The sequence below is a fragment of the Aeromonas sp. FDAARGOS 1408 genome, assembly GCF_019048665.1.
GTDB classification, from domain to species: domain Bacteria; phylum Pseudomonadota; class Gammaproteobacteria; order Enterobacterales; family Aeromonadaceae; genus Aeromonas; species Aeromonas dhakensis.
In genome coordinates this window covers 267,882-294,298 of record NZ_CP077394.1, presented here as the reverse complement: position 1 = coordinate 294,298, position 26,417 = coordinate 267,882, and the positions used below count along the sequence as shown (strand labels likewise).

At 63.3% G+C, this 26,417-nt stretch carries 21 protein-coding genes; 6 read left to right on the top strand and 15 right to left on the bottom strand.

The features are described 5' to 3' along the window. Nucleotides 1-27: 27 nt before the first annotated feature. From hflC to I6L38_RS01420, 9 genes are all read right to left on the bottom strand, one after another. On the bottom strand, nucleotides 28-912 hold the full coding sequence (gene hflC / locus I6L38_RS01460; protein ID WP_017763855.1) for a protease modulator HflC: 885 nt from the start codon (nucleotides 910-912) through the stop codon (nucleotides 28-30). A gap of 3 nt (nucleotides 913-915) precedes the next feature. Beyond that, nucleotides 916-2,067, bottom strand: a complete 1,152-nt coding sequence (gene hflK, locus I6L38_RS01455; protein ID WP_216989034.1) for an FtsH protease activity modulator HflK — start codon at nucleotides 2,065-2,067, stop codon at nucleotides 916-918. A 91-nt stretch (nucleotides 2,068-2,158) separates the two neighbouring features. Further along, nucleotides 2,159-3,445, bottom strand: coding sequence for a ribosome rescue GTPase HflX (gene hflX, locus I6L38_RS01450; RefSeq protein WP_005304225.1), 1,287 nt, complete (start codon nucleotides 3,443-3,445; stop codon nucleotides 2,159-2,161). 63 nt (nucleotides 3,446-3,508) lie between these two features. Further along, nucleotides 3,509-3,772, bottom strand: coding sequence for an RNA chaperone Hfq (hfq, locus tag I6L38_RS01445; RefSeq protein WP_005304228.1), 264 nt, complete (start codon nucleotides 3,770-3,772; stop codon nucleotides 3,509-3,511). A gap of 70 nt (nucleotides 3,773-3,842) precedes the next feature. Next, complete coding sequence (miaA, locus tag I6L38_RS01440; RefSeq protein WP_017782112.1) at nucleotides 3,843-4,760, bottom strand: tRNA (adenosine(37)-N6)-dimethylallyltransferase MiaA; 918 nt, start codon at nucleotides 4,758-4,760, stop codon at nucleotides 3,843-3,845. Nucleotides 4,761-4,853: 93 nt separating this feature from the next. Continuing rightward, entirely contained in the window at nucleotides 4,854-6,725 is a 1,872-nt protein-coding gene (gene mutL, locus I6L38_RS01435) for a DNA mismatch repair endonuclease MutL (protein WP_216989033.1), read from the bottom strand. 235 nt (nucleotides 6,726-6,960) lie between these two features. Continuing rightward, nucleotides 6,961-8,508 (bottom strand): N-acetylmuramoyl-L-alanine amidase, encoded by a 1,548-nt coding sequence (locus I6L38_RS01430; RefSeq protein WP_201892889.1) that lies wholly within the window; start codon nucleotides 8,506-8,508, stop codon nucleotides 6,961-6,963. Further along, nucleotides 8,499-8,972, bottom strand: a complete 474-nt coding sequence (gene tsaE, locus I6L38_RS01425; RefSeq protein ID WP_005304245.1) for a tRNA (adenosine(37)-N6)-threonylcarbamoyltransferase complex ATPase subunit type 1 TsaE — start codon at nucleotides 8,970-8,972, stop codon at nucleotides 8,499-8,501. The genes I6L38_RS01430 and tsaE overlap by 10 nt, the downstream gene beginning before the upstream one ends. Nucleotides 8,973-8,980: 8 nt before the next feature. Beyond that, complete coding sequence (locus tag I6L38_RS01420) at nucleotides 8,981-10,492, bottom strand: NAD(P)H-hydrate dehydratase (protein ID WP_216989032.1); 1,512 nt, start codon at nucleotides 10,490-10,492, stop codon at nucleotides 8,981-8,983. A gap of 186 nt (nucleotides 10,493-10,678) precedes the next feature. On the opposite strand from I6L38_RS01420, the gene queG reads away from it, so the two are divergent. Next, entirely contained in the window at nucleotides 10,679-11,806 is a 1,128-nt protein-coding gene (gene queG, locus I6L38_RS01415; RefSeq protein ID WP_201970378.1) for a tRNA epoxyqueuosine(34) reductase QueG, read from the top strand. Between the two features lie 83 nt (nucleotides 11,807-11,889). After that, a complete protein-coding gene (gene ppgK / locus I6L38_RS01410; RefSeq protein ID WP_005304254.1) occupies nucleotides 11,890-12,645 on the top strand; it encodes a polyphosphate--glucose phosphotransferase in 756 nt (251 codons plus the stop codon). A 109-nt stretch (nucleotides 12,646-12,754) separates the two neighbouring features. On the opposite strand, the gene I6L38_RS01405 is transcribed toward ppgK, so the two are convergent. After that, nucleotides 12,755-13,210 (bottom strand): hypothetical protein, encoded by a 456-nt coding sequence (locus I6L38_RS01405; RefSeq protein WP_216989031.1) that lies wholly within the window; start codon nucleotides 13,208-13,210, stop codon nucleotides 12,755-12,757. A 471-nt stretch (nucleotides 13,211-13,681) separates the two neighbouring features. Here I6L38_RS01405 and metN point away from each other — a divergent pair, with 471 nt between their 5' ends. From metN to rfaH, 4 genes are all read left to right on the top strand, one after another. Next, entirely contained in the window at nucleotides 13,682-14,725 is a 1,044-nt protein-coding gene (gene metN, locus I6L38_RS01400) for a methionine ABC transporter ATP-binding protein MetN (protein ID WP_216989030.1), read from the top strand. Beyond that, nucleotides 14,706-15,359, top strand: a complete 654-nt coding sequence (locus I6L38_RS01395) for a methionine ABC transporter permease (RefSeq protein WP_216989029.1) — start codon at nucleotides 14,706-14,708, stop codon at nucleotides 15,357-15,359. The genes metN and I6L38_RS01395 overlap by 20 nt, the downstream gene beginning before the upstream one ends. Nucleotides 15,360-15,384: 25 nt before the next feature. After that, nucleotides 15,385-16,185 carry a methionine ABC transporter substrate-binding lipoprotein MetQ gene (gene metQ / locus I6L38_RS01390; protein WP_123245411.1) on the top strand — a complete coding sequence of 267 codons (801 nt, stop codon included), beginning with the start codon at nucleotides 15,385-15,387 and terminating at the stop codon, nucleotides 16,183-16,185. 96 nt (nucleotides 16,186-16,281) lie between these two features. After that, complete coding sequence (gene rfaH, locus I6L38_RS01385) at nucleotides 16,282-16,782, top strand: transcription/translation regulatory transformer protein RfaH (RefSeq protein WP_005304273.1); 501 nt, start codon at nucleotides 16,282-16,284, stop codon at nucleotides 16,780-16,782. Nucleotides 16,783-16,877: 95 nt separating this feature from the next. Here the strand turns inward: rfaH and I6L38_RS01380 are convergent, their stop codons facing one another. The 5 genes from I6L38_RS01380 to dgt form a co-directional block, all read right to left on the bottom strand. Then, nucleotides 16,878-18,854 carry a methyl-accepting chemotaxis protein gene (locus I6L38_RS01380; RefSeq protein WP_216989028.1) on the bottom strand — a complete coding sequence of 659 codons (1,977 nt, stop codon included), beginning with the start codon at nucleotides 18,852-18,854 and terminating at the stop codon, nucleotides 16,878-16,880. 38 nt (nucleotides 18,855-18,892) lie between these two features. Then, entirely contained in the window at nucleotides 18,893-20,104 is a 1,212-nt protein-coding gene (locus tag I6L38_RS01375; RefSeq protein WP_017763841.1) for an EAL domain-containing protein, read from the bottom strand. Further along, entirely contained in the window at nucleotides 20,085-24,362 is a 4,278-nt protein-coding gene (locus tag I6L38_RS01370) for a transporter substrate-binding domain-containing protein (protein ID WP_216989027.1), read from the bottom strand. Before I6L38_RS01370 ends, I6L38_RS01375 begins: the two co-directional genes overlap by 20 nt. 148 nt (nucleotides 24,363-24,510) lie before the next feature. Then, nucleotides 24,511-24,714 carry a hypothetical protein gene (locus I6L38_RS01365; protein ID WP_005304283.1) on the bottom strand — a complete coding sequence of 68 codons (204 nt, stop codon included), beginning with the start codon at nucleotides 24,712-24,714 and terminating at the stop codon, nucleotides 24,511-24,513. Between the two features lie 320 nt (nucleotides 24,715-25,034). Continuing rightward, complete coding sequence (gene dgt / locus I6L38_RS01360) at nucleotides 25,035-26,411, bottom strand: dGTPase (protein ID WP_043171988.1); 1,377 nt, start codon at nucleotides 26,409-26,411, stop codon at nucleotides 25,035-25,037. Nucleotides 26,412-26,417: the final 6 nt, after the last annotated feature.

The window sequence follows — 26,417 nt, the reverse complement described above, 5'->3', positions numbered from 1 at the left end:
AGGCCCTTGGGTCAAATCACGACAAGCTTACTGCTTGTTGCCGTGCGGCGACTTGAGGTAGCGGAAGAACTCGCTGTCCGGCTTGAGGACCATCAGGTCATTGCCACCGGCGAAGCTCTTGCGATAAGCCTCCATGCTGCGCACGAAGCTGAAAAACTCGGGGTCTTTCTTGTAGCTGTCGGCATAGATCTTGGCGGCCTCGGCATCCCCTTCACCACGCAGCTGACGAGCATTACTCTCGGCATCGGCGATCATGACGGTCACCTTGCGGTCGATGTCGGCACGCAGGATCTCGGCCTGCTCGCGGCCCTGGGAGCGATGCTCACGGGCTACCGCGGTCCGCTCGGCACGCATACGCTGATAGATGGAGCTGGAGACTTCCACCGGCAGGTTGATCTGCTTGATACGCACATCCACCACCTTGATGCCGAGCTCGGAGGAGCGCGCCATCTTCATCAGGGCATCTTCCATCACGGTACTGCGCTCACCAGAGACGATGTCCTTGATGGTGCGATTACCAATTTCGGAACGCAGACCGTTGTTGATCTTGCGCTTGAGCAGGTCTTCGGCCTGGATCTTGTTGCCACCGCCGGTCGCCAGGTAGTACTTGGAGAAGTCCTCGATCTTCCACTTCACGTAGGAGTCGATGATGAGGTCCTTCTTCTCGGAGGTGACGAAGCGATCTGCCTGCCCTTCCAGGGTCTGGATACGGGCATCCATCTTGCGAACCTGGTCGATGAGCGGCACCTTGAAGTGCAGGCCCGGCTCGTACAGGCGCGGCTCGCCGGATTCAACCCGCTTCACCTTGCCAAACTGCACCACGATTCCCTTCTGGCCTTCATCGACGATGAAGACCGAAGAGAAGCAGACCATGGCGGCCACAGCGATGACACCAATAGCTAGCTTTTTCATCTATCAGTTTCTCCCTGAGCTGAAACGGTCGCCGCTGCGCAGCGGGGTCGGCGTGGAGTTGGCCCCTTCGTTGGACGGCGGGGTCTGTTCAACCACAGGCGCACCTGCCGGACGAGCCGGTTGCACCGCGTTGGCCTTGCCGGAGAGCTTGTCGAGCGGCAGGTAGATCATGCTGTTGTTGCCAGCCGGCATGTCGACCACCACCTTGTTGGCCTGCTGATAGAGCTCTTCCATGGTTTCCAGGTAGATACGATCACGGGTCAGCTCGGGCGCGGCCTGATACTGGGGCAGCAACTCGTTGAAGCGAGCGACTTCACCCTTGGCCTTCAGCACGATCTGGGACTTGTAGGCTTCGGCCTCCTGCTCCAGGCGCTTGACCTGGCCGCGGGCCTTCGGCTCCACTTCACGGGCATAGGCTTCGGCTTCACGAATGAAGCGCTGTTCATCTTCCTGAGCGGAGATGGCGTCATCGAACGCATCCTTCACCTCTTCCGGCGGACGCGCTGGCAGGAAGTTGACGTCGACGATCTGCAGACCCATGTGATAGGGCTCGATGATGCTGTCGATCACCTGCCAGGTCTCCTGACGCACCTTCTCACGACCCGTGGTCAGCACGTCGTCCATCCGGGTGTGACCCACCACGTAGCGCAGGGCACTGTCGGTCGCCTGACTCAGGCTCTCGTCGGCGTTGGTGACGCTGAACAGGTACTGCTCGGGATCGACCACGCGATACTGCACGTCCATCTCGACCCGCACCACGTTCTCGTCCTGGGTCAGCATGAAGCCGGAAGCCGGCAGGGAGCGGACCGACTCCACGTCCACCGGGATAACCCGGTCGATGAAGGTCGGTTTCCAGCGCAGGCCCGGATCCACGTTGTGGGAGTACTCGCCAAAGCGCAGCACCACGCCACGTTCGGCTTCGCGAATGGTATAGAAGCCGCTGACGACCCACACCACTACCGCCACCACCAGCGCGATGGAGAGGCCGAACTTGCCGGCGTCACCACCACCCGATTTGCCGCCACCCAGCAGACCACCAAAACGGCGGCTCACCTTGCGCAGCATCTCGTCCAGATCAGGGGGTCCCTGATTCTTGCCGTTGTTCCCCCAGGGGTCACGGTCTTTGCCGTTATTACCAGGCTCATTCCAAGCCATCAGCGTCTCCATTAATACATGCGGATGGATATCATCTCTATCGGGCCATCAACCGTTGATGAAGCCAGCAAACATTCATCTCATCGACGAATCAATGCCTGATAAAGCGTTGTAAACTCTCACCTTCTTGTTTCACGAGGCGGTTCCAGTCAGCCAGTTGCAGGCGGACTTCCAACACAAAATCCCCCTCCTCGCTGAAACCTTCCTGCTCGATGCCCTTGAGGCGATAGAGCGCACTGCGCAATCTGGCGGCCGAAGGGGGCAACTGCAGGGTGTGGTGCACCATGGAGCCGGCCAGCAGCTCGGTCAGGGCAACAAACAGATCGTCACACCCTTCGCCGGTCTGGGCAGACAGCCAGACCCGCACCGGGCGCCCCTCTTCGTCCCGCTCCAGCCCGACCGGGTGTTCACCCAGCTTGTCGATCTTGTTGCAGATCATCAGCTGGGGCCGGTCATCGGCTTCGATCTCGGCCAGCACCTGCTGCACCGATTCGATATTCTCCTGCATCTGCTCGTCGGCACAGTCCACCACGTGCAGCAGCAGATCCGCTTCGCGGGTCTCCTGCAGCGTCGCCTTGAAGGCCGCGACCAGATCATGGGGCAAGTGTCGAATAAATCCAACTGTATCCGCCAGAATCACATCACCCACATCCCGGATCACCAATTTGCGCAGGGTCGGATCCAGGGTTGCGAACAATTGGTCGGCAGCATACACGCTGGCAGCTGTAAGTTGGTTGAACAAAGTGGACTTTCCGGCGTTGGTGTAACCCACCAGAGAAACGGTCGGCACCTCGTTGCGGTTGCGGGCACGACGTCCCTGTTCCCGCTGCTTGGCCACCTTGTCGAGCCGGCGCAAAATCGCCTTGATGCGTTCACGCAACAGGCGGCGGTCGGTTTCCAGCTGGGTTTCACCCGGGCCGCGCAGGCCGATCCCCCCCTTCTGACGTTCAAGGTGGGTCCAGCCTCGCACCAGGCGAGTAGAGAGATGGCGCAACTGGGCCAGTTCGACCTGCAACTTGCCTTCGTGAGTACGGGCACGCTGAGCGAAGATATCGAGGATCAGGCCGGTCCTGTCCACTACCCGGCACTGGAACAGACGCTCCAGGTTACGCTCCTGGGCAGGGGTCAGGGCATGGTTGAAGATGACGACGTCGGCGTCCAGCATCTGGACCTGGGACGCGATCTCTTCAGCCTTGCCGCTGCCGACAAAAAATTTGGCGCTGGGCGCACTGCGGCTGGTGGTGATCACCCCCAGCGCATTGACCCCGGCCGAGCTCACCAGCATCTTGAGCTCTTCCAGATCCTCCCGCTCACCCTCATCACTGAAGTTGACATGTACCAGAACGGCCTGTTCGCCGGCTTCATAACGGTCAAACAAGCGCTTGCTCCTTGACAAGAATCATGATGAATCTGGGTTGACGAGTCGCCTCGTCCCGGGATATCACGCCTCGGCTTCACCCTGCTCTTCGCCAGCCGCGCCCTGGGCGTGCTGGTGATGGTTGACGGCACGGGCCGGCACCACGGTGGAGATGGCGTGCTTGTAGACCATCTGGCTCACGGTGTTCTTCAGCAAAATGACAAACTGGTCAAACGATTCGATCTGACCCTGCAGTTTGATGCCGTTCACCAAATAGATAGAAACAGGAATCCGCTCACGGCGCAGCGCATTCAAAAACGGGTCTTGGAGAGATTGCCCCTTAGCCATCTTCTTTTCCTTATAGTTTGTTGTTTTTAAACACCGGATATCAATATAACAACCTGATTATACAGGAGTGTCAAGCCACTCCGGCACGGGCGACGACCCTTGCCAGATTGCCAGACTCACCAGATTCCAACCAGGTCACATCAGACCAACCGCGCAACCAGGTCATTTGACGCTTGGCCAACTGGCGGGTGGCAACAATTCCGCGATAGCGCATCTCATCATACTCCACTTCCCCCGCCAGGTAGTCCCACATTTGGCGGTATCCCACGCAGCGGATGGAGGGAAGATCCGGGGTGAGATCGCCCCGTTGGTAGAGGCCCCTGACCTCCTGTTCAAAGCCACCCTGCAGCATCTTGTCAAAGCGCAGCTCGATGCGCTGGTGCAGCACGGCGCGATCGCTCGGTGCGATGGCAAACTGCAGCACGCGATAGGGCAACCCCTCCCCCTGCACCTGGGTCAGCTCGGTGAGGGTCTTGCCGCTGATGCGGTAGACCTCGAGCGCCCGGCTGAGCCGTTGCGGGTCATTGGGATGGATGCGGGCCCCGGCCACCGGGTCGATGCGCACCAGCTCATCGTGCAGTGCCTGCCAGCCAAGGCGGGCGGCTTCCTCCTCGATGCCGGCCCGAATGGCGGGGTCGGCGGAGGGCAACGGAGAGAGTCCCTCCAGCAGCGCCTTGAAATAGAGCATGGTGCCGCCCACCAGCAGCGGAATGCGGCCGCGATCGGCGATCTCTTTCATCTCCCGCAGCGCATCGCGGCAAAAATCGGCCGCCGAATAGCTCATGGCGGGATCCAGGATGTCGATCAGCCGGTGCGGCGCCTGCGCCAGTTCGGCCGGCGTAGGCTTGGCGGTGCCGATATCCATGCCGCGATAGATGAGCGCGGAATCCACGCTGATGATGTCGCAGGGCAGTGCCTGGCACAGTTCGATGGCGAGATCCGTCTTGCCGGAGGCTGTCGGCCCCATCAGAAAAATTGCAGTCGGCAAGTCAGCCACGTGAAAAACTCCCCCTGCATAGTCGCCACCCCTTGGCGGCGCACCTGCAAAAAACTGGTTTATGGATTCAAGAGGGCATTTCCCTCAATGGCCATCGGCGAACTCGGCCAGCACGCTCGCCAGCGACAGCGGGCGCACCATGCGAACGTCTGCCAGTTGGTCACTGAAATCGGCAACAAGTTCCGTCAGCAAGCGGTTGGCCGTGGCAAAATCATATACTTTTTCGCGACTTATCCCCTGCTCCACCAGCCATTGGCATAGTACTTCAGCCTGCTGGCCAGCATCACTGTCAGATCCGCTCTCGATCAGTTGCAGCAATTCGGGTAATAAGCGCACCAGATCGGTCTGGCGCAGCAGCGCTGGCACCCGAGTCAGGATCATGGTGTCGCGCCCACCGCTTTTCAACTCCAGCCCCATCCGTTTGAGCAAACGCTCCTGCGTTTCCACCAGCGCGACCAGGTTTTTCGGCAGCTTGAAGGAGACCGGCAGCAGCAGCGGCTGGGCCGCCAGCCCCTGGCCCCAGGTTTCCAGCAGCCAGTGGCGCAGCAGCAGGCGCTCGGCCCGCACCAGCGACAGCAGGGCCAGCCGGTTGTCCCGCTCCAGCAGCAGATAGGCCTGCTCCACCAGGGTCAAGGCCCGCCACGCCCCCGCCTTGGCCGCCACGGCGGCAGGCGCGGTTTCAGTCTCTGCCAGCGGCGTGTCCTGCACCGTCGGCAGGGTGGTGAGCAGCGCGCCCATGCCGCGCATCGCCTCCCGGCTCGGGGGCTCGGGCGGCTGGTAGTTGCCGGGTCGCCCGGCGCCACTTCCTTCCCGCACTTCCCGGGCCGGGGCACGGTAGTTGTGCTCGGCGCCATACCACTCGGCTCTGGGCGCCTGACCCGGATACTCGATAGGGGCACTGACCGGCAGCTCGACCAGGGTCTCGGCCAGGGGTTGGTCGCTCCCGTCGCTTGCCGCCCCTGGCTGGCGCAGGGCGGTAAAGAGCGCCTGAAAGATGAAGTCGTGAATGAGGCGCGCCTGATGGAAGCGCACCTCGTGCTTGGCCGGATGGACGTTGACGTCCACCTGACGCGGATCCAGCTCGATGTAGAGCACGTAGGCCGCGAAGCGATCGGTCGGCAGCAGTTCGTCATAGGCCTGGCGAATGGCGTGGTTGATGAGCTTGTCGCGCATCATGCGGCCGTTGACATAGGTGTATTGCAGATCGTTCTGCGGTCTGGCGCCGGCGGGCGTGGCCAGCCAGCCCCACAGCCGCACGTCGCTGTGCTCGCTCTCCACCGCCAGCGCGTGGTGCATGAAGGGAGAGCCGCACACCGCGGCGAGCCGGCGCTCCTGCTCCGCCACCGTGTTGGCGGCCTTGTACTGGCGCACCACCTTGCCGTTGTGGCGCAGGATCAGGGTGACGTCGAAGCGGGAGAGCGCGATGCGGCGCACCAGCTCGTCAATGTGGGCAAACTCGGTCTTTTCGCTGCGCATGAACTTGCGCCGGGCCGGGGTGTTGAAGAAGAGATCCACCACCTCCACCGTCGTGCCCACCGGGTGGGCCGCCGGCTTGACTGTTACGCTCATCTCGCGCCCTTCGGCCTGGGCCTGCCAGGCTTCGGACTGCTCCGCCGTGCGGGAGGTAAAGGTGAGCCGGGAGACCGAACTGATGGAGGCGAGCGCCTCGCCGCGAAAGCCCAGGCTGTTGATCCCTTCCAGATCGTCGAGGGTCGCCACCTTGGAGGTGGCATGGCGCGACAGCGCCAGCACCAGCTCATCCTTAGCAACGCCACCGCCATTGTCGCGAATGCGAATAAGCTTGGCACCGCCCTTGTCGATGTCGATCTCGACCCGGTCGGCGCCCGCATCCAGGCTGTTTTCCACCAGCTCCTTAACCACGGAGGAGGGCCGCTCCACCACCTCACCGGCAGCAATCTGGTTGGCCAGAATCGGCGGCAATATACGGATTGGCATCGCTTACTCCTGCTGGTTGAACGGGATGGCTGTGGCAACCACCCCGGCTGGTAGCCACGCCCCCGCATCACAGCCCGCGCTCGTCTGGCTGGCCAGAACAGGGGACAAAGAACGGATCGGCATCACTGGCTCCTGCTGGTTGAAGGTGCGGGTAATCGGCGGGGGCGGGGGCGATGAGGACTAGCCGGGTCAGCCCTTGCCACTGGCAGGGACGGGCCCGGCGCCTCATCCAGCGCTATTTTTGCGGGATATAGAGCACCTGCCCTATCTGGATGTCCCGCGACTTGAGCTTGTTGATCTCCACCAGTCGCGCCTGGCTGACCCCGTACTTCTCGGCAAGCCGGGAGAGGCTCTGCCCGCGGGTGACCACATGACGGAGCATGTTGGCCTTGTCATTGCTCTGCACGCTGGTCACCGGCACGCTCGGCTCCTTGGCTGCCACCACGTAGGGCTTGATCACCCCGGCGCCGGACGAAGAGCCGCCAACGCTGCTGACCGGCGCCCCGCCGTCGCTGCTGCGGTTCGGCTCGGTGGCCGGCATCCGGTTGGTCACCACCTGCTGCACCGGCTGCGCCGCCGGTTTGCTGGCAGGGGCGGGTCGGCTGACCGCGGCCTGCTTGTTGCTGGCCTGCCCTTTGCCGGTGAGCATGGCGCCCTTGGTCGGGTGAGCCCGGTAATAGTTGCGGATCCCCTCGAAGATGGCGCGAGCCAGTTGATCCTGATAGCTGGAGGTCGCCAGCAGCTTCTCTTCGGCGTGGTTGGAGATAAAGCCAGTCTCCACCAGCACGGAGGGAATGTCCGGCGCCTTCAGCACCGCCAGGCTGGCGTGCTCCGGCGCCTTCTTGTGCAATCGGGCCACCCGGCCCAGCGAGCGCAGGATCTGGCGGCTGACGTCATAGCCTTCGGCCCGCGACTTGTCCATGGAGAGGTCGAGGAAGGTCTGCGCCAGGTAGGGGTTGGGATCGGATTCGGCCAACACCTTGCCTACGCCCCCCAGCAGCTCGCCCTGTTTCTCCTGCTTCTCCAGCCAGCTACCCATCTCGCGGTTGGCACGGTTGGTCGACAGCACCCAGACGGAGGCGCCGCGCGGGGTCGAGTTGTGGAAGCTGTCGGCGTGCACCGACACCAGCAGGTCGGCCTTGGCCTTGCGGGCAATCTCGGAGCGCTTGTTCAGATCGACGAAGTAGTCGCCGCGCCGGGTCAGCACTGCGCGCATGCCGGGTTCGCGGTCGATGAGGGCGGCCAGTTTCTGGGAGACCGCCAGGGTCACCCGCTTCTCGTAGGTGCGACGCGGGCCGATGGAGCCCGGGTCTTCCCCGCCGTGGCCTGGGTCGATGGCGATCACCACTCCCTTGCCCTTGCCGCCCACCGGTGCCGCCTGAGCGGTGGCGGAGGCCTTCTCTTCATAAGGCAGGTCGATCACCAGCCGGTGGCCATAGGGCCCTGCCGGCGCCAATGGAAAGACCACCGGCTTGATGGCTGAACTCAGATCCAGCACCAGCCGCAGCCCGCCTTTTTCCAGCGGCGAGCTCTCGCGGATCTTGCGCACCAGCTCGCTCTTGTTCTCGATGCGGGCCAGGTTGGTGACGTTGCTCGCCCCTTTCAGGTCGATCACCAGCCGGTCCGGACCGGTCAAGGTGAAGTAGTTGTAATTGGGGGCGCTGCTCATATCGAGCACCACCCGGGTGTTGTCCGGCGATGGCCACACCCGCACGCTCTTGAGCTGATTCGCCCAGGAGGGTAAGGCCAGCAGGGAGAGGGCAATAACAAGGATCAAGCGCACGTAGATGACAACCGTTCCAGAATGGCTTCGCCAATAGCAGTGCGGGCGTCAATCTGCACCTCGCGCTGCTCGTTTGCATAACTCAGGGTGATCTCGAGATCCGGCGCAGGCAGCCAGCCGTCGCCCTTTTCCGGCCACTCCACCAGACAGAGGGTGTTGGCGCCGAAGTAGTCGCGGATCCCCATGAACTCCAGCTCTTCCGGGTCGGCCAGCCGATAGAGATCGAAGTGGTAAAGCTGCCAGTCGGCCAGCTCGTAGGGCTCCACCAGGGTGTAGGTCGGGCTCTTGACCTTGCCCTCATGACCCAGCCCCTGCACCCAGCCACGAGTCAGGGTGGTCTTGCCGGCCCCGAGGGCCCCGTGCAGGAAGACAGTGGTCGCCTGCTGGCAGGCGTGGGCCAGACGGCCACCCAGTGCCACGGTTGCTGCCTCGTCCGGCAGTGTCATCATCAACTGTTTTGCCATGTTCTTCTTTAGCTTGTTATGGTGTCGGGATTAACCAGTCGACGGATAAAGGGCAGCAGGTCTGATGCCAGCATGCCCCGCTCTCCGTCTGCAGCGGCCAGATCGGCCGCTTCCCCGTGGATCACGGCGCCCAGTCGGGCTGCCTCGGCGGCAGACCAGCCCTGGGCCAAAAGGGCGGCGATTATACCAGATAACAGGTCGCCCATGCCGCCACTGGCCATACCGGGATTGCCCTCGTTGCAGAGCGCCATCCCCTTGCCGTCGTGGATCAGCGTCCCCGCCCCCTTGAGCAGCACCACACCGCCGAAGCGCTGCTGCAGACGCTGCACCGCGGCAAAGCGATCCGCGGCGATCTCGGCAATGGTGCAGCCCAGCAGGCGGGCCGCCTCGCCCGGATGGGGCGTGAGCACCCAATTATCCTGATGACGGGGACATTGCGCCAGCCAATTCAATCCATCGGCATCCAATACCAGTGGCACCCGCTCGTTAACAAATGACTCAAAATGGCGCCGACCCCACTCATCCTGACCCAGACCCGGTCCCACTACCCGCACCGAGGCCCAGCTTTCCTCCCCCCCGACCTGACTGCCCATCAATTCGGCCTGGTAGAGGCTGGCGGGCAGGTGATCAGGATGCTGGCACACCCGCACCAGACCGGCACCGGCCCGCAGGCAGGCGCGCGCGGCCAGCACGATGGCTCCCTGCATCCCCGCATTGCCCCCCACCAGCAACACCTTGCCGTGGGAGCCCTTGTGGGACGAGCGCTGGCGCGGCGTCAGCCTGGCGCGAAGAGAAGGATAATCGACGCACTCGGCGGCCGCCTGCCACCCGGGCGGCGCGGTGACACCGAGGGTGTCGCAGTCGAGTCGACCGACGCAATCCACCCCGTCGGCGGTGAGCATGCCCTGCTTGATGCCGATGAAGGTGAGGGTACGGCTGGCGCGCACCACGGCTCCCATGGCGCAGCCGGTATCGGCATTGAGGCCGGAGGGGAGATCCACCGCCAACACGGGCACCTGCAAGCCATTGATTGTTGCGACGATCCTTGTCATGAGCGGTGACAGCCGGATATGGACACCGGTGCCAAGCAGTGCATCTATCACCAGATCCGGGGCCGGCAGCCGGTCGAGCTCCCGCTCCTCGGGCGACACCACTGTGCCCCCCATCGCCAGCCACTCGTCGGCTGCCCGCCTGGCATCCCCCGTCAGCTCGGCGGGATCCCGCACGGCAATCACCTGAGGCTCCAGACCCAGCTGTCTCGCCAGGCGGGCCAGCACGTAGCCGTCGCCACCATTGTTGCCGGGGCCGGTAAAGATCCACCAGCACCGGCTGTGCGGCCAGTGGTGGGTGGCGTAGGTGCGCAGCGCCGCACCGGCGCGCTCCATCAGGGCATAGAGGCTCAGCCCCTCGCGTTCGGCCCACTCCCGCTCCAGGGCACGGATCTGTTCAGTCCGCCACAGTGATTGTGGTAAGCTCTGCCCCTCTTTCCCGCTGATAGCATCCCCGATGACCTGTTCCATGACGGCTCCTGACTCTCATCCATTGATCCGGTCCGGCGGGCACCGGGCTCATGATGCAGTATGACGGCGGCAAACGCCCCCATCGGTTAACCTTGGCAGCAAGCCCCCAGAGATGCGATACAGCATGACAGTACACTCCCATCCCGGTGCACGCTCAGGCCGCCCGCCAGCAGGACCGGCAGCGCCATGACCACGGCCGAACTCCATCAACTGGCCCAAGATATCAAGCTCTGGGCGAGCGAGCTAGGATTCGACCAGGCCGGCATCACCGACACGGATCTCACCCTCGAAGAGCCCAGGCTGCAAGCCTGGCTGGACGCTGGCTATCACGGCAGCATGGACTACATGGCGCGCCACGGCATGATGCGGGCTCGCCCCCACGAGCTGCTGCCGGGCACCTTGCGGGTGCTGTCGGTGCGGATGAACTATCTCCCGTTCGAGGCGGGCTTCGCCGCCACCCTGCGCGACCCCACCCTTGGCTACATCAGCCGCTACGCCCTCGGTCGCGACTACCACAAGTTGCTGCGCAGCCGGCTCAAGCAGCTGGGGGAGCGCATCGAGCAGCGCTGCGAGGCGCTGGGCTGGCGCCCCTTCGTCGACTCGGCCCCCATTCTGGAGCGGCCGCTGGCGGCCAAGGCCGGCCTCGGCTGGGTGGGCAAACACTCGCTGCTGCTCAACGAGTCGGCGGGATCCTTCTTCTTTCTGGGGGAGCTGCTGCTCAGCCTGCCACTGCCGCTGGACGCCCCAGTGGAGAAAGAGCAATGCGGCAAGTGCGTGGCCTGCATCAACATCTGCCCCACCGGTGCCATTGTCGCCCCCTACGTGGTGGATGGCCGCCGCTGCATCTCCTATCTCACCATCGAGAACGACGGCCCCATCCCCGTAGAGTTCCGGCCGCTGATGGGCAACCGCATCTATGGCTGTGACGACTGCCAGCTCATCTGCCCCTGGAACCGCTACGCCAATGCCAGCCCTGAGCCCGACTTCAGCCCGCGCCCCAATCTGCACCGCCCGCCCCTCTTGACCTTGTGGGGCTGGAGCGAGAGCGAGTTTCTCAAGCACACGGAAGGCAGCCCCATTCGCCGCATCGGCTATCAGCGCTGGCGCCGCAACCTGGCGGTGGCCCTTGGCAACGGCCCGGCCAGCCAGGAGGTAATGATGGCCCTGCAGCAGGCGCTGACGGAAGCCGAGCCCATGGTGGCCGAACATATCGAGTGGGCGCTGGCGACCCTGGCCCGGCGCCAGCAGGATGACAACAAAAAGACCCGCTTGCTGATCCGCTGCATCGAAAAAGGTCTGCCGGATCACGCATAGACGATCTGCCCCTTGCCGGATCCAGGTCATTTTTTCATGCTCTGCCGACGGTCGATGGTCGGCACAACAAAAGGAACAAGCTGATGCAGATGTTGGGAGTGGATATCGGTGGTTCGGGGATCAAGGGATGCCTGGTCGACACCGCAACGGGCGAGCTGATTGGCGAACGCCACCGGCTGGTGACGCCGCAGCCGGCCACCCCGGCCGCCGTGGCGCATACCCTCAAGGCGCTGGTGGAACACTTCGACTGGAAGGGCCCGGTGGGCTGCGGCTTTCCCGCCACCATCCACAACGGCATCGCCAAGAGTGCGGCCAACATCGACAAGAGCTGGATTGAGACCGACGTCGCCCATCTGTTCGGCGACGTGACCGGCCAGCCCTGCCACGTACTGAACGACGCCGATGCGGCCGGTCTGGCAGAGATGCGCTACGGCAACGGCCGGGATCGCCAGGGGGTGATCATCCTCATCACGGTCGGCACCGGCATCGGCACCGCCGTGTTCGTCAACGGCCAACTGCTGCCCAACACCGAGCTGGGTCACCTGATGCTGGAAGGGATGGTGGCCGAGCACTACTGCTCGGACGCGGTGCGCAAGCGCGAGGATCTCTCCTGGGGCCGCTGGGGCAAGCGCTTCAACAAATACCTGGCCCGCCTCGAGTTTCTGTTCTCCCCCGACCTCTTCATCCTGGGCGGTGGCAGCGCCGCCAAGCTCGACAAGTTCATCGACAAGATTGAGACCCGGGCCCCGCTGGTGGCGGCCGCCAACCTCAATCAGGCCGGTATCATAGGCGCCGCCCTGCACGCCGCCGAGCTGACCGCCGCCCGCCAGTCGGCATGAGCCCGTCGTGAACAACAAACAGCAGAGGCCCGGCATTGCCGGGCCTCTGCTGTTTTCCCCGCACATTTTTCACTACGCGCCGCACATCTCAGCCGACGGCGGCCATCCCCTAGAGGTCGTCGAGCCGATGGGCGCCGTGCACCAACCGGGTCAGGCGGGTCTGCTCCTGCGTGGCCAGGCCACCGAGCAGCCGCACCGTCTCCTCGGTCGGACACTCCCGGGCCAGATGGCTGAGCTCACCGATGAGTTTCTCCTCCTGCCGGCACACCAGCTGCACTATGTCCTGGGTCTGGGCCGTGGCGGGCAGGCTCAGGCGCCGGATCCCGGGCAGCAGATCCTCGCTGAAACCCCGCTCCAGCCAGGTCTCCTTCACCCCTTCACCAAGTTCGCTCAAATAGTCATCCAGCTGGGTACCAGCCGTCTCCTCCCGCTGCTGCAGATAGGCCAGCAGCAGCCGGCTGCGCTCGCCATCCACCTGGGTCATGAGGCGTCCGTAACAGAGTCCAAGCTGGTGATGCACCTGCTCCAGATAGAGCAGCAAGTCTTTGATTTGTTGAAATCGCATCAGGTTGCCCTCCTGTATGTCGTGCCCATCCAGTATAAAAAACAGGCAATTGCAAGCCAAGCCAAAGCACGGCCCTTGTTGTGCTGCATCAAGAAGCCGGCCAAGAAAGCAGCGATCGATACAAAATGGAATGATTTGTGCCAACCCGGGGGGAGTAAAAGGATGAGCAGCTGAATCCGTCTCACGACTAATAAAGGAAGTGATAATGGTGTATTTGCCATTTGATATTCGGCAATCCTACTACACTGCCAAATACAATATTGATGTGAACCGGATCACCGTCGGCCTTAGTCAACAAGTGGCAATCTTTAGCACTTTTTTAGACGTCTAGATGTATAAACACGCGTTGACATGGCCATCCAGACATCTTAGCATCATCCTCCATGATGACAGAGCTACCCAGTGAAACCTCTGCCCAATTTACCCGCCTGTAGCGCCCTGTGCTTTAAGGCTGTTAGCACGGAAGAATCCATGATTAAGTTGATCGGTCTCAACAAAGTCTACGGTAAAGGCAGTGATGCCGTGCACGCCCTGCGTGACGTGAGCCTGCATGTGCCCCAAGGCAAGATCTTCGGGGTGATCGGTGCCTCCGGTGCCGGCAAGAGTACCCTCATCCGCTGCGTCAACCTGCTGGAGCGCCCCACCGAGGGGCAGGTCATCGTCGATGGCCAGGACCTGGTCGCCCTGAGCGAGCGGGATCTGACTCAGGCTCGCCGCCAGATCGGCATGATCTTCCAGCACTTCAACCTGCTGGCCTCTCGCACCGTCTCCGCCAACATCGCCTTCCCGCTGGAGCTGGCGGGCTGGAGCAAGGACAAGATCCAGAGCCGGGTCAGCGAACTGCTGGCCCTGGTCGGGCTGGAAGCCCGTGCCCACGCTTATCCGTCCGAGCTCTCCGGCGGCCAGAAGCAACGCGTCGCCATCGCCCGTGCCCTGGCACCGGCTCCCAAGGTCCTGCTGTGTGACGAGGCAACCTCGGCCCTCGACCCCCAGACCACCCGCTCGATCCTGACCCTGCTCAAGGAGATCAACGTCAAGCTGGAGCTCACCATCCTGCTCATCACCCACGAAATGGACGTGGTGAAGGGGATCTGTGACGAGGTGGCCATCATCAGCGACGGCCGTCTGATCGAACAGGGGGAAGTGGCCTGGTTCTTTAGCAATGCCAAGACCCAGCTGGCCCGGGATTTCATCCACTCCACCATCCACCTGGAAGTGCCCCAGGAGTATCAGGATCGGATGAGTAGCGACCGGGTGCCCGCCAGCTATCCCCTGGTGAAGCTCGGCTTTACCGGGACCACGGTGGATTCGCCGCTGATTTCCGAGGCGAGCCGCCGCTTCAACATCGACATCAGCATCCTGAGCGCAGACATCGAATACGCCGGTGGCGTCAAGTTCGGCTTCCTGCTGGCGGAACTGTTCGGGGACGAGGCCCAGTGCGAGGCCACCCAGCAGTTCCTCATCGACAACCACATTCAGCTGGAGGTAATGGGTTATGTCCGAAGCAATGATTAATCTGCTGATTTCGGCTCTGGGCGACACCCTCATCATGGTGTTTGCCTCCGCCCTGTTCGGCTGCCTGCTCGGCCTGCCGCTCGGCGTGGCGCTGCACGTGACCAAGACGGGTCAGATCCTGGCCAATCCGCTGCTCAACAAGGTCCTGGGCGTCATCGTCAACGTCGGTCGCTCGGTGCCCTTCATCATTCTGCTGGTCGCCATCATTCCGTTGACCCGCTTCATCGTCGGCACCAGCATCGGCACCATCGCCGCCATCGTGCCGCTGACCGTCGGTTGCATCCCCTTCATCGCCCGCCTGGTGGAAGGGGCCCTGATGGAGGTGCCGGACGGCCTGCTGGAAGCGGCCAAGGCCATGGGCGCCAAGCCATTGCAAATCATCACCAAGGTGCTGCTGCCCGAGGCCCTGCCCGGCATCCTCAACAGCGTCACCATCACCCTCGTCACGCTGGTGAACTACTCCGCCATGGCTGGTGCCATCGGGGGCGGTGGACTGGGCGATGTGGGTATTCGCTACGGCTATCAGCGCTTTGACCCGACCGTCATGCTGGTGACCGTCGTGATCCTGGTAGTGCTGGTTCAACTCATCCAGAGCGCGGGTGAGCGCCTGGTCAACAAATGTGATCATCGTTAATCGTCGATTTCTGACAGGAGGTTTTATGAAATTTGGCATCAAATCCGTTGCGGCTGCCCTGCTGGCTACCCTGGTACTGACCGGTTGCGGTCAAAAGGAAGAGAACAAGACCCTGAAGGTGGGCGCCATCGCCGGCCCCGAGACCGAACTGGTTGAAGTGGCCGCCAAAGTGGCCAAGGAGAAATACGGCCTGACCGTCGAAGTGGTCAACTTCTCCGACTACGTCACCCCGAACGTGGCGCTGAACGATGGCAGCGTTGACGTCAACGCCTTCCAGCACAAGCCCTATCTGGATGCCCAGATCCGTGATCGCGGCTTCAAGCTGGTGCCGGTCGGCAACACCTTCGTCTACCCGATCGCCGGTTACTCCAAGAAGATCAAGGCCCTCTCCGAGCTGAAAGATGGTGCCCAGATCGCGGTGCCGAATGATCCGACCAACCTGGGCCGCTCCCTGATCCTGCTGGAGAAGCAGGGTCTGCTGAAGCTCAAGGAGGGTGCCGGTCTGGAAGCGACCGTGCTGGACATCGCCAGCAACCCGCGCAACTTCAAGATCGTCGAGCTGGAAGCAGCCCAGCTGCCGCGCTCGCTGGAAGACGTGGACTTGGCCATCATCAACAACACCTTCGCCGGTCAGATTGGCCTGACCCCGACCGAGAACGGCCTGTTTGTCGAGGACAAGGAGTCCCCCTACGTCAACCTGATCGTCGCCCGCGACAACAACAAGGACGACGAGAAGGTCAAACAGTTCGTACAGGCCTTCCAGACCGACGACGTCTACAAGAAAGGGCTGGAACTGTTCAAAGGCGGCCTGGTGAAAGGTTGGTAATCACTCACTCGGCAAAAAAGGCCACGCAATGCGTGGCCTTTTTTATTGCTGCCGCTATCATATCGGCGAGCACGGCAACACGAACATATTCATCACATGAAAAAATGGTATCTGGCCTACTGCAAGCCAAAAGAAGAGGCCCGCGCCCGCGCCCATCTCGAAGCCCAGGGGATCGAGTCCTACTATCCCATGGTGGAAATTGAAAAACTGCGGCGGGGCAAGCGAGTCCCGGTGCGGGAGCCCATGTTCCCCAACTACCTGTTCATCTACGTGGATCTGGAAGAGGTCACCCCGGTCACCCTGAAGTCCACCCGCGGCATCAGCCGCATCATCCACTTTGGACGGGAGTGGACCGCCATCAACAGCCAGCTGGTCTATCAGCTGATGAGCCGGGACGACAGCGACGAGGCGCGCGCCAGCTACGCCAACCTGCCGACCCAGGGTGACAAGGTATTGATAGAATCCGGTCCGCTGGCCGGCTTCGAGGCCATCTATCTGGAGCCGGATGGCGACAAGCGCGCGATCCTGCTGGTGAGCCTGCTCAATCAGGAGACCAGCAGCAGCTTCGACAACCAGTCCTTCCGCCGGCTGGAGTGACCCGCCAGGTCAGAGCAACCATCTCTTGCCAGCAAGGCTGAAAAGAAACGGGGCAGGCCAAGCGGCCTGCCCCGTTTTCATGGGCCTTGTCAGCCTCAGGCATCCAGTTCGAAGCGGCTGATCACCGCCGTCAAGCGGCCGGTATCCTGCGCCAGCCTGGCCACTATCTCCTCCCCCTGCTGGCTGCGCTGGCTCGACTGCCGGCTGAGCCCGGCGATCTCCTCCACCGTGCCCGCCACCTCCTGCGCCACCCGCGACTGCTGCTCGGTCGCGGTGGCGATGGCCCCTAGCTGACCCGACAAGTCCTGCACCAGCTGCAGCATGGCGTCCAGGGTCGCGGTCACCGAGTCGACGGCGCCGCGCCCCTCCTCCACCAGCCGGGTACCGCTGCCGACCGTGTTGACGGTCTGGCGGGTCTGCTGCTGGATGCTGGCGATGGTCTGGCTGATCTCCTCGGTGGACTGGCTGGTGCGGCTCGCCAGCAGGCGCACCTCGTCGGCCACCACCGCAAACCCGCGTCCCTGCTCGCCGGCCCGCGCCGCCTCGATGGCGGCGTTGAGCGCCAGCAGATTGGTCTGCTCGGCAATGGTGGCGATCACCTCGGTGACGCGTCCCACCTGCTCGCTCTGGCTGCTAAGCTGGCCCATCGCCTCGTTCGCCTGGGCAATCATGGCGGCAATCTGCTGCATGGTAGCCGTCATGCGGGCCAGCTCGTGGCCGCCCTGGCGGGTCTGCTGTTCGGCCTGCTGGGCGGCCCGCGCCGCTTCGGCGATATTGCCCGCCACATCCCGGGTGCTGACCGACATCTGCTCGATGGCCGCCGCCACCGTATCGACCCGCTGATTCTGGCTCGCCAGATCGGTGACGATGGCGCGGGTGGTGCTGCTCACCTCACCGCAGGCCCCGTCTACCTGCCCCACCGCCCCCTGGATCTCCCCCACCAGCTGGCGCAGCTGGCCGGACATCTGGTTGATGGAGCCCGTCAGCCCGCCCAGCTCATCCTGGCTCTGCACCGGCAGGGGACGGGCCGGCAGCCGGCCATTGGCCACCTGATCGGCTCGCAGCACCAGGCTGGCGATGTCCCGGGTCAGGCGGCGACTGAACAGCAGCGCCACCAGGGTCCCCAGCACGATCACGGTCAGGGTGGCCAGCAGCAGGGTGCGATTGATGGCCTGACCGGCGCTGGTCATCTTCTGGCCCATGCTCTGTACCTCGGCACGGGTCTCGGTCACCTGGCCAGCCAGCTGGGTCGCCAGCTGGCCGAGAGCGGGCTCAATCTCGGTCGCCATCAGGTAATTGGCCTGATCCCAGTCCGGGGCCTGACGCTTCTCGATCACCTGGCCCACCAGCTCGACAAAGGGGGCCGACATCTCCTCGAACAGCGACCAGATCCCCTTCTGCGCCTCGGTAAAGTTGGCCTCTTGCTGCTTCAGCTCGGCCACCCGCTGCTGGTGGAACTGGTAATAGTCCTGGTATTTGGTGCGATAGTCCGGATCCCCCGAGATGAGGAAGTCACGCAGGGCGGAGAGCGCATTGGAGAGGCCGTTGTAGGCATCCCCCACCTGCTTGAGCAGCAGGCGGCGATCGCCGGGCAGCTGATCCTGTGGGGTCGCCACCTCTTCGTTGGCAAAGGACTGCAGCTGATCGAGGGCAGACTCTGCCAACGGCCCCGCCTCCTGCAACATCAGGGTATGGGCGGGCAGATTCTCGTCGGTCTGGGCTATGTCCCACACCTTCTGTTGGCTGGTCTTGAAGGCCTTGAGCGAGCGAGCAAGCTCGGCGGTGAACTGCTGATGCTCGATAACCTGCCAGGCCCCCTCCCACTCCTGCTTGAGGCGGTCGGCCTGCGCCGGATCCTTGCCCAGGATGAGATAGGCCCGCAGGGAGGAGATGGTCGCCACCAGCGCCTTCTGGCTGGCCTCATCCCGTTGCAGGGCGGGCAGGGCCTGCTCCATCAGAGCGCTGCCGGCCTGTCCGATACGGCCGAGCTGGTGGTAGACCAGGCTGGAAGAGAGGATCACCAGCAGATTGATAAAACAGAAGCTGAGCAGCAACTTGCTTGAAATTTTCATGAACATCCTTGTTTCTTTGCGGGCATCCTGCCCGACATTCACTCCCCGAGCAGCGCCGGTAGCCGTTCACGCCAGGAGTCGTGCCATCCCATCAACTCCTCACGCGGCATGGGCCGGGCAGAGAAGAAGCCCTGGCACACGTCGCACCCCAGCCGCGCCAGCAGCCGCCAGGTGAGTTCATCCTCCACCCCTTCGGCGACGGACTTGAGCCCCAGTTTGCGGGCCAGCTCGATGCTTGACTCTATTATGGCCAAGCGAGAGGGGTCCTCAAAGCAGTGATCGACGAAAGAGCGATCCAGCTTGAGTTCGGTGAAGGGCAGCAGGGCCAGCTGCTGCATGGAGGAGTAGCCGGTACCGAAGTCATCGATGGAGAGGCCGAAACCGTGCATGCGCAGGCGCGTCAGCACCTCCAGCGACTTGCCCAGATCCTGCACGAACGCGCTCTCGGTCACCTCCAGGGTGATGAGCTCGGGGTTGATGCTCCAACGCTGGCACTGGTTGATCAGGGTGTTGCACAGATCCCCCTCGATCAGCGAGGTGGTGGAGAGGTTCATCGAGAGGTTGAGGGATAGCCCGGTCTGCTCCCACAGGTGGCCATCCCGCAACGACTTGCTGATGATCACCTCGGTCAGCCGATCGATGAGGCCATTGTGCTCCGCCAGCGGAATGAAGCGAGCCGGCGAGATGAGGCCGTACTCCGGATGCTGCCAGCGGGCCAGCGCCTCCATGCCGACCCACTGGCCGGAGCCGAAGCTCACCTTGGGCTGATACCAGGGCAGCAGCTGATCCTGCTCCAACGCCAGGCTCAGCTCATCCAGGGTCAGACGGTGGCCATCTTCCTCCTGGGCTCGCTCCTGCTGCGGGCGCCAGGCCCCGATCAGCTGGCTGATCTGTTGCTGGCTGGAGGGCTTCTCGATGCGCCCCAGCACCTGCAAGCCATAGGCGGCGCTCATGCGTAGCACGGCCTCGACCACATCATCCTCCAGCGCGCTGGAGAGGATGATGCCGCCGCGAAAACCGCCGAGGGAGAGGCGGCGCAGCAGCGCCATGCCATCCATGCCCGGCATGCGCAGATCGCAAAACAGGATGTCGACCTGATGACGCTGGCACATGGCCAACGCCTCCACTCCGTCCTGCGCCTCCAGCAGGGAAGCGTAACCGAGCCCGCGGATCTGGTGCATCAACGCCTTGCGCTGGAAGGCGTGGTCTTCCACCACCATGATCACCAACTCATGCTGTGTCTTGTTCATCGAGCCATAATCCAATTTCACCTGTAATAGCCTTCATCAGCGCCAGCACCGTCTGGCTCAGTTCGCTGAGCTCGTCCAGCTGCTTGAGGCGGGCCGCCGCTTCGAGCCGGGCCGCCTCCTCCGCCAATGCCTGCTGCCCCACCATGCGGGCAGCCCCCTTGATCCGATGCGCCGTCTCCACCAGGGCATAGGTATCCTGCCTGGCCAGTGCCTGCATCATGTCATCTCCGTCCTGGCGATTGGAATCCAGGTATTCCCGCGCCATGCTGCGCGCCACCGCCTCATCGCCAAACAGCGAGATCCAGCGCTCCCCCTGCTCGCTGGCAGGGGCAGGGGCCTGGCTGGGCTCCTGTGCCAGGCTGCTCACCGGCAGCCAGCGCATCAGCACCTGCCGCAGCGTATCCAGGGTATAGGGTTTGAACAACATATCGTTCATGCCCGCCTCCTGCATCTGCAGGCCGGCCTCTTCGGAGGTATCGGCCGTCACCCCGATGACAGGGGCCGATACCCCCTGCTCTCGCAGCGCCCGGGTCAGGCTGTAACCATCCATCGCCGGCATGTGGCAGTCGGTCAGCAGCAGGGCGAATCCCTGCCCCTGCCAGGTGCGCAAGGCCTTGTCGCCGTCATCCACCACCTCGGCATCCACGCCGAGAATGGCCAGCTGGCGGGCCAGCAGGGCGCGGTTGATGGGGTGATCATCGGCCACCAGCACCCGCCCCTGCAGCTTGGGCGCATTGGCTTCCACCGGGCTGATCGCCGCCTCCCCCAATAACTGATGGCAAGTCTCCAGCAACAGGTCGGGATAGAGCGGCGATTGCCCCAGCCGCCACCAGGCACTCGACCCCATGCGACCGCGCAGGGCCTCCTGCGGGGAGAGCACTATGCCCTTGAGGGTCGATCGCTGCAAATGGCCCAGCCAGTCGCTGCCGAGCGCCTGCTCGAGCCAGCTCTCCTCCGCCAGCAACAGGCCGTTGAGGGGCTGCTGCCACTGCTGTGGATCCAGACGATGCAGCCTGGCCCCCAGCCGCTGCATGGCGCTCTGCAAGGCAACATCTTCGCCAAACAGCCACCACTCCTGGCCAGCCAGCGGCGGGGCATCCCACTGACACTCGCTCAGCGGGAACTCGAAGGTGAGCCGGGTGCCGTGCCCCGGTTTGCTCTCGAGCGTCAGCGTGCCCCCCATCTTCTGGGCCAGCTGGTGGCAGATGGCCAGCCCCAGCCCGGTGCCGCCGAAGCGTCGGGTTATGTCGGACTCCACCTGCTCGAACGGGGTGAACAGGCGATCCTGCTTCTCTTCGGCGATGCCGATGCCGGTGTCGCTGATCGTGATGACCAGTCGCTCGGCGTGCAGGCCCACCTGGATGCGGATCTCGCCCCGCTCGGTAAACTTGACCGCATTATTGAGCAGGTTGGAGAGCACCTGACCCACCCGCACCGCATCGATGCGGGCCTGATCCGGCACCTCGGTGCCCCAGTCCAGCGTCACTCTGAGCCCCTTGCCATGGGCCAGGGTGGCATGGCCGCGGATCACGTCACAGATGACGGAGGCAAGCCGGCACTCCTGATAATGGAGCTGCAGCTGGCCCGCCTCTATCTTGGAGAAGTCGAGCACATCGTTGACCAGATAGAGCAGGTTGTTGGTGGAGGTGACCACGTTACGCAGCAGGTAGCGCTGATCCTCGTTCAGCTCGCTCATCTGCAGCAGCTCCAGCATGCCATGCATGCCGGAGATGGGGGTTCTGAGCTCGTGGCTCATGGTGGCGAGGAAGCGGCTGCGCACCTGCATCGCCTGCTCGGCATAGGCCCGCGCCTCCCTCAGCTCGTGCTCCTGGCGCTTGAGGGCCGTGATGTCCTGGATCACCCCGTTGAGGATCAGGTGCCCCTCCTCCTGCGGCACGAAACTGCCGCGCACCTGCAGATAGCGCGCCCCCTCAGGCCGCTCCACCTTTACCTCGAGATCGAGAGGGGCCAGGGTCTGAGCATGGTTGGCCACCTTGCTGACGAAGTCCTGCAGCGCCTCCTCGGTAAAGCCGAACACCTCCCCCCCCGACTCGGCCGACAGCATCTCCTGCCGGCTGGCCCCCAGGATCTCGCTCGCCCCCTGCGAGGCATAGAGGAAGCGCCCCTTGCCGGGTCCGATCCAGAGGTACTGATAGACGATGCCTGGCATGCTGTCGGTGATCTGGGTGAGGCGGGTCTCCGCCTTGCGGGCCCGCGCCTCGGCCTCCTTGATGCGGGTCACGTCGGTCAGCACGGTCAAGACACCGAGCATGTCTCCATCCGGGGAGGTGTAGGGGCGCTTGGTATAGATGACGTGGAACATGGAGCCATCCTGGCGGCGGCTGTTGCCCGCCCCCTCCAGTTGTGCGCCGCTCTGCCACACCTCCTGCTCTTCTTTCAGTACCCGAGCCCGCTCTCTGGCCGGCATGCGGTCCAGATCGTCGCCCCCCTCCTTCATCGGGTCGCCGATGAAGGCATCCCGATAGGCCTGGTTGCACAGGGTGATGCGCTGCTCGCGATCCCGCAGCACCACCATGTTGGGCAGGGAGTTGAGCAGGGTCTGCACAAACGTCAGCTGCTCGTTCAATTTGTGCTCGGCCAGCTGGCGCTGCACTATCTGGCGACGCAGGGTCCGGTTCCAGCCCATGAACAGCAGCACGCAGAGCAGGAAGGCCCCCAGCCCCAAGGCGGACCAGAGCGCCACCGTGGTCGGATTGATGCCGGTCTGGATGGTCAGAGTCAGCCACTTGTGCTCCAGCTTGGTCATCTCTTCCGGCCGGATGGAGAGCAGCACCTTGGTCAGGATCTGCTGCAACATAGGATCCTGTTGATGCACCGCCATGGCGACCGGCACCCTCAACTCGTTGCCGGAAAACACTACCTGGTAGCGGTTGTTGAACCCTTTCTGCAGTGCCTGCTCCAGGGTGGTCATGCTCATCAGCACATAGTCGACCTGGTGTCCGTCCAGCAGGGGCAGCAGCTTGGTATCGCTGCTCGTCGCCACAGGGTTGGCGCCCACCTCCTTGAGTACCAGCTCCTCCACCGAGCCGCCGACGATCCCCACCCGGCGTCCCTTGAGCTCGTTGAGACTGGCCAGCTCTTCACTCCCCTGCCTGGCGGCAATCACCCGGTGGATGAAGGCGTAGTCGGGGGTAAACAGGGCGTACTGGCGCCGCTCGGCGGTCGGGGTGATAGCCGGAATGAAATCCAGCTTGCGCGCCTGCAGCAGGCTCTGGGTCTCGGCCCAGCTGCTGGTGGGTACCAGGCTGAAGTGCAGGCCGGATCGCAGGCTCACCAGCTTGAGCAGGTCGGCGATGAAGCCCTTGAGCTGGCCATTGCCATCGATCTCGCTCACCGCCGGCCAGTCCGGCGCCACCCCGAAGCGCAGGGTCGGGTGGCGGGCCAGCCAGTCCAGTTCGCTCTGGTTGAACACTATCTGGCGAGGGCCGTTGGCCAGCTCGTAGTCGACGATACCGCCGGTCTCCAGAATGCGGCGGCGCTCATCCAGCGACATATCGTTGAGGGCCAGCTCCAGCAGATCGCGCAGCCCCTGATTGTCCAGCCTCACCGCCATGGCCAGCGAGGTATCCGTCACCCACTCCGGGGTGATCACCTTGAGCCCGGTCTGCGGCTGCAGGCGCTGCAGTCGCATCAGCGAGGGCAGATCGGAGAGATAGGCATCCGCCAGCCCCTTCTTGACCATGAAGACGGCTTCGTCGCTGCTGTCCGCCTCGATCAGCTGGGTCATTCCGAGCTGGGTCAACTCCTCGCAGGAGCTGAAGCCGTGCTCGCACACCCAGCGCAACTGGCGTGCCGCGGCCAGGGTCGGCTCCCCCTCCTCCCGCGTCAGCAGGACGGCGCGCGGCAGGGTCATCAGATCCGAGGTAAAGCGCATCTTCTCCTGACGCGACTGGCTGGGCGTCACGCCGATCAGCATGTCCACCTCCCCATCGAGCAGCGCCTGCTGGGCATCGGCATAGTAGGGATAGGTCTTGTAGCGCACGGTCAGCCCCAGCCGGCCGGCAATCTGGTTGGCAAAGTCGTCGAGCGGACCGTTGAAGCCGCCCCGGCCATTGGTATAGATGTAGGGGGGCCAGGCCATCGAGGGCATGCCCACCACCAGGTCATTGCGCGAGGCGAGCCACAGCCGTTCCGTCAGTCCCAGCTGATCCTTGTCCAGAGAGGTTTCTGCCGCAGCCACATGGCTCCAGCAAGCAAACCAGCACAACAGAATGGCGCGATAACAGAGGCGCAGCATGGATGACTCCTGAACAGATCGGAGAGCGATCATAGGGATTTTGGCAAAATGTGCGAATAAAAATTCGTAACAGAACTCGTGCGGATACGAAAAATGGCAGGCTAATGCCTGCCATTTTTATGCAAGAAGGGGGCCAGGCCCCACCTTATCAGGTTATTCGGTTCCCAAGCCGGAAGCCGGTTTGATACTCCTGCTCACGGATATGGGCGATCTGCACATTTTGCCCTTCCAGACCTATGTCTTTGAGCAGGGCGGGCGACAGGTGCAGATAACGGGTGCGGCGTTCCAGCCGGGTGATCCGTTTCTGGACCAGGGTTTCGACGGTGCGCAGCAGGGTCAGTTCGATAGACATAATATTCTCCAGTTGAACGTGCGGTTCCCCCGGAGAGAAGAGATCACCCTGCGGGACAACCGCGGGTGATGAAAAGCAGGTGTTACCTGTTTCCTCCACGCGGCAGAAAAAGAGCACGAGTCTTCGCGCTGCTGATGCAGCGGTCGAACGCAACGTTTAACATTGAATGTTGCATATCCGTCTCCTTACCGTGTGAAAGTTGAACAAGTTGCCACAGTCTAAAAAAAGACCGAATTTTATACAAGAACCTCACCCCCCATATGGGGAGGTGAGTCATCTATCAATACTCATCCGGAACAGAGAGCCTGACGCCGTCCCGCTCAGATCCCGGACAGCAGCCGAAACTCCTCCAGCGCATAGGTATCCGTCATGCCGCTCACGTAATCCAGCAGCAGCCGCACCCGGTAATACCACTCCTGCTCCGCCTCCTCGGCAAAACGGGGATCCCGGCTGGCCACCGCCAGTCGGTAGGCCTTGAGATGGCGGGCCGACAGGCGATGGTAAAGCCGGCGGGCAAAGAACAGCTCGCTGCCCCCCTGCCCCGCCAGCAGGCGTTCGAACTGGGCAGCAGGCAGGGCCAGCAGGCAGGCGTAGGTGGAGAGCACGCCGCGCAAGGCGGCATAGCCCTCCAGCTCCAGCGCCTCCACCTCGGGACGCATGAACACCAGCTCGCGAGCGACCCGCTTGAGGATGTCGAGCACCCGCGCCGCCGGCGCCTGGCCGTGCAGCAGGGCCTGAGGATAGGCGCCGCTCAGGATCTGGGCGTGCTCGCTCACATAGGTGCTGGCGGCCAGCGCCACCAGATCCCGGGTCAGCCGTTGGCGGAAATGGGGAAAGAAGCCGCGATCCGAGTCGACGGCCGCACTCAGCAACGCCGCCATGTAGTCACCGCCATCCGCCTCCCGCAGCGCCTGCAGCAGCTCGCCGAGGCCGAGGATGCGCCGATCCACCGCATCTTCCAGATCCGCGATGCAGTAGGAGATGTCGTCCGCCGCCTCCATGATGTAGACCAGCGGGTGACGACAGCCGGCGGCCAGCCCCAGGCTCTGGCCGAGGGCGCTGTAGAGGGGTTGTTCGCTGAAGAAGATGCCGCGCTTGCTGCTCCAGCCATGATGCTGGCCATAGTAGGGGGTTGCCTGCCGGCCCGCCGGCGGTTGCTGTGGATATTTGCACAGTGCCGCCAGCTGCCCCAGGGTCAGATTCAACTCGTGCAGGCTGTGTACCAGCCGCAGGCTCTGGGCATTGCCATCAAACACCAGCAGATCCTGGCGAAGCTCGGCCCACTGCTGGCTGGGCGCCTTGCCCAGAGCAGCGACAAACAGGCCGTCCAGCTCCTGCGCCAGCCACTGGCTCATCACCTGCTCGCCAAAGTGGCCGAACGGCGGGTTGCCGACGTCGTGCAACAGGCAGGACATCTCCACCAGATTGACGAAGGCCCCCTCGCACACAGCGCCTGCCGGCAGGGCCGCCAGAACGCGGCGGCTGATCTGGCGACCGGTCTCCTGTACTTCCAGCGAGTGGGTCAGTCGGCTGCGCACCGAGGCCTTCACGTCGAGTGGGAAGACCTGGGTCTTCTGCTGCAGCCGGCGCACCGGCGCCGCCTGCACGATGCGGGCGCGATCCTGCTCGGTCGCCTCCAGCAATTCTTCGTCACCCCAGGGGTGGATCCGCTCGGGGGTAATCAAACGGCTATACATGTTGCA

Coding starts and splice junctions, on each gene's coding strand:
- I6L38_RS01395 (WP_216989029.1), top strand. CDS start 14,706: ATGTCCGAAGCAATGATTAATCTGCTGATTTCGGCTCTGGGCGACACC.
- tsaE (WP_005304245.1), bottom strand. CDS start 8,972: ATGGCAAAACAGTTGATGATGACACTGCCGGACGAGGCAGCAACCGTG.
- hfq (WP_005304228.1), bottom strand. CDS start 3,772: ATGGCTAAGGGGCAATCTCTCCAAGACCCGTTTTTGAATGCGCTGCGC.
- I6L38_RS01405 (WP_216989031.1), bottom strand. CDS start 13,210: ATGCGATTTCAACAAATCAAAGACTTGCTGCTCTATCTGGAGCAGGTG.
- dgt (WP_043171988.1), bottom strand. CDS start 26,411: ATGTATAGCCGTTTGATTACCCCCGAGCGGATCCACCCCTGGGGTGAC.
- hflK (WP_216989034.1), bottom strand. CDS start 2,067: ATGGCTTGGAATGAGCCTGGTAATAACGGCAAAGACCGTGACCCCTGG.
- rfaH (WP_005304273.1), top strand. CDS start 16,282: ATGAAAAAATGGTATCTGGCCTACTGCAAGCCAAAAGAAGAGGCCCGC.
- queG (WP_201970378.1), top strand. CDS start 10,679: ATGACCACGGCCGAACTCCATCAACTGGCCCAAGATATCAAGCTCTGG.
- I6L38_RS01370 (WP_216989027.1), bottom strand. CDS start 24,362: ATGCTGCGCCTCTGTTATCGCGCCATTCTGTTGTGCTGGTTTGCTTGC.
- mutL (WP_216989033.1), bottom strand. CDS start 6,725: ATGCCAATCCGTATATTGCCGCCGATTCTGGCCAACCAGATTGCTGCC.
- ppgK (WP_005304254.1), top strand. CDS start 11,890: ATGCAGATGTTGGGAGTGGATATCGGTGGTTCGGGGATCAAGGGATGC.
- I6L38_RS01380 (WP_216989028.1), bottom strand. CDS start 18,854: ATGAAAATTTCAAGCAAGTTGCTGCTCAGCTTCTGTTTTATCAATCTG.
- metN (WP_216989030.1), top strand. CDS start 13,682: ATGATTAAGTTGATCGGTCTCAACAAAGTCTACGGTAAAGGCAGTGAT.
- metQ (WP_123245411.1), top strand. CDS start 15,385: ATGAAATTTGGCATCAAATCCGTTGCGGCTGCCCTGCTGGCTACCCTG.
- I6L38_RS01365 (WP_005304283.1), bottom strand. CDS start 24,714: ATGTCTATCGAACTGACCCTGCTGCGCACCGTCGAAACCCTGGTCCAG.
- I6L38_RS01420 (WP_216989032.1), bottom strand. CDS start 10,492: ATGGAACAGGTCATCGGGGATGCTATCAGCGGGAAAGAGGGGCAGAGC.
- I6L38_RS01375 (WP_017763841.1), bottom strand. CDS start 20,104: ATGAACAAGACACAGCATGAGTTGGTGATCATGGTGGTGGAAGACCAC.
- hflC (WP_017763855.1), bottom strand. CDS start 912: ATGAAAAAGCTAGCTATTGGTGTCATCGCTGTGGCCGCCATGGTCTGC.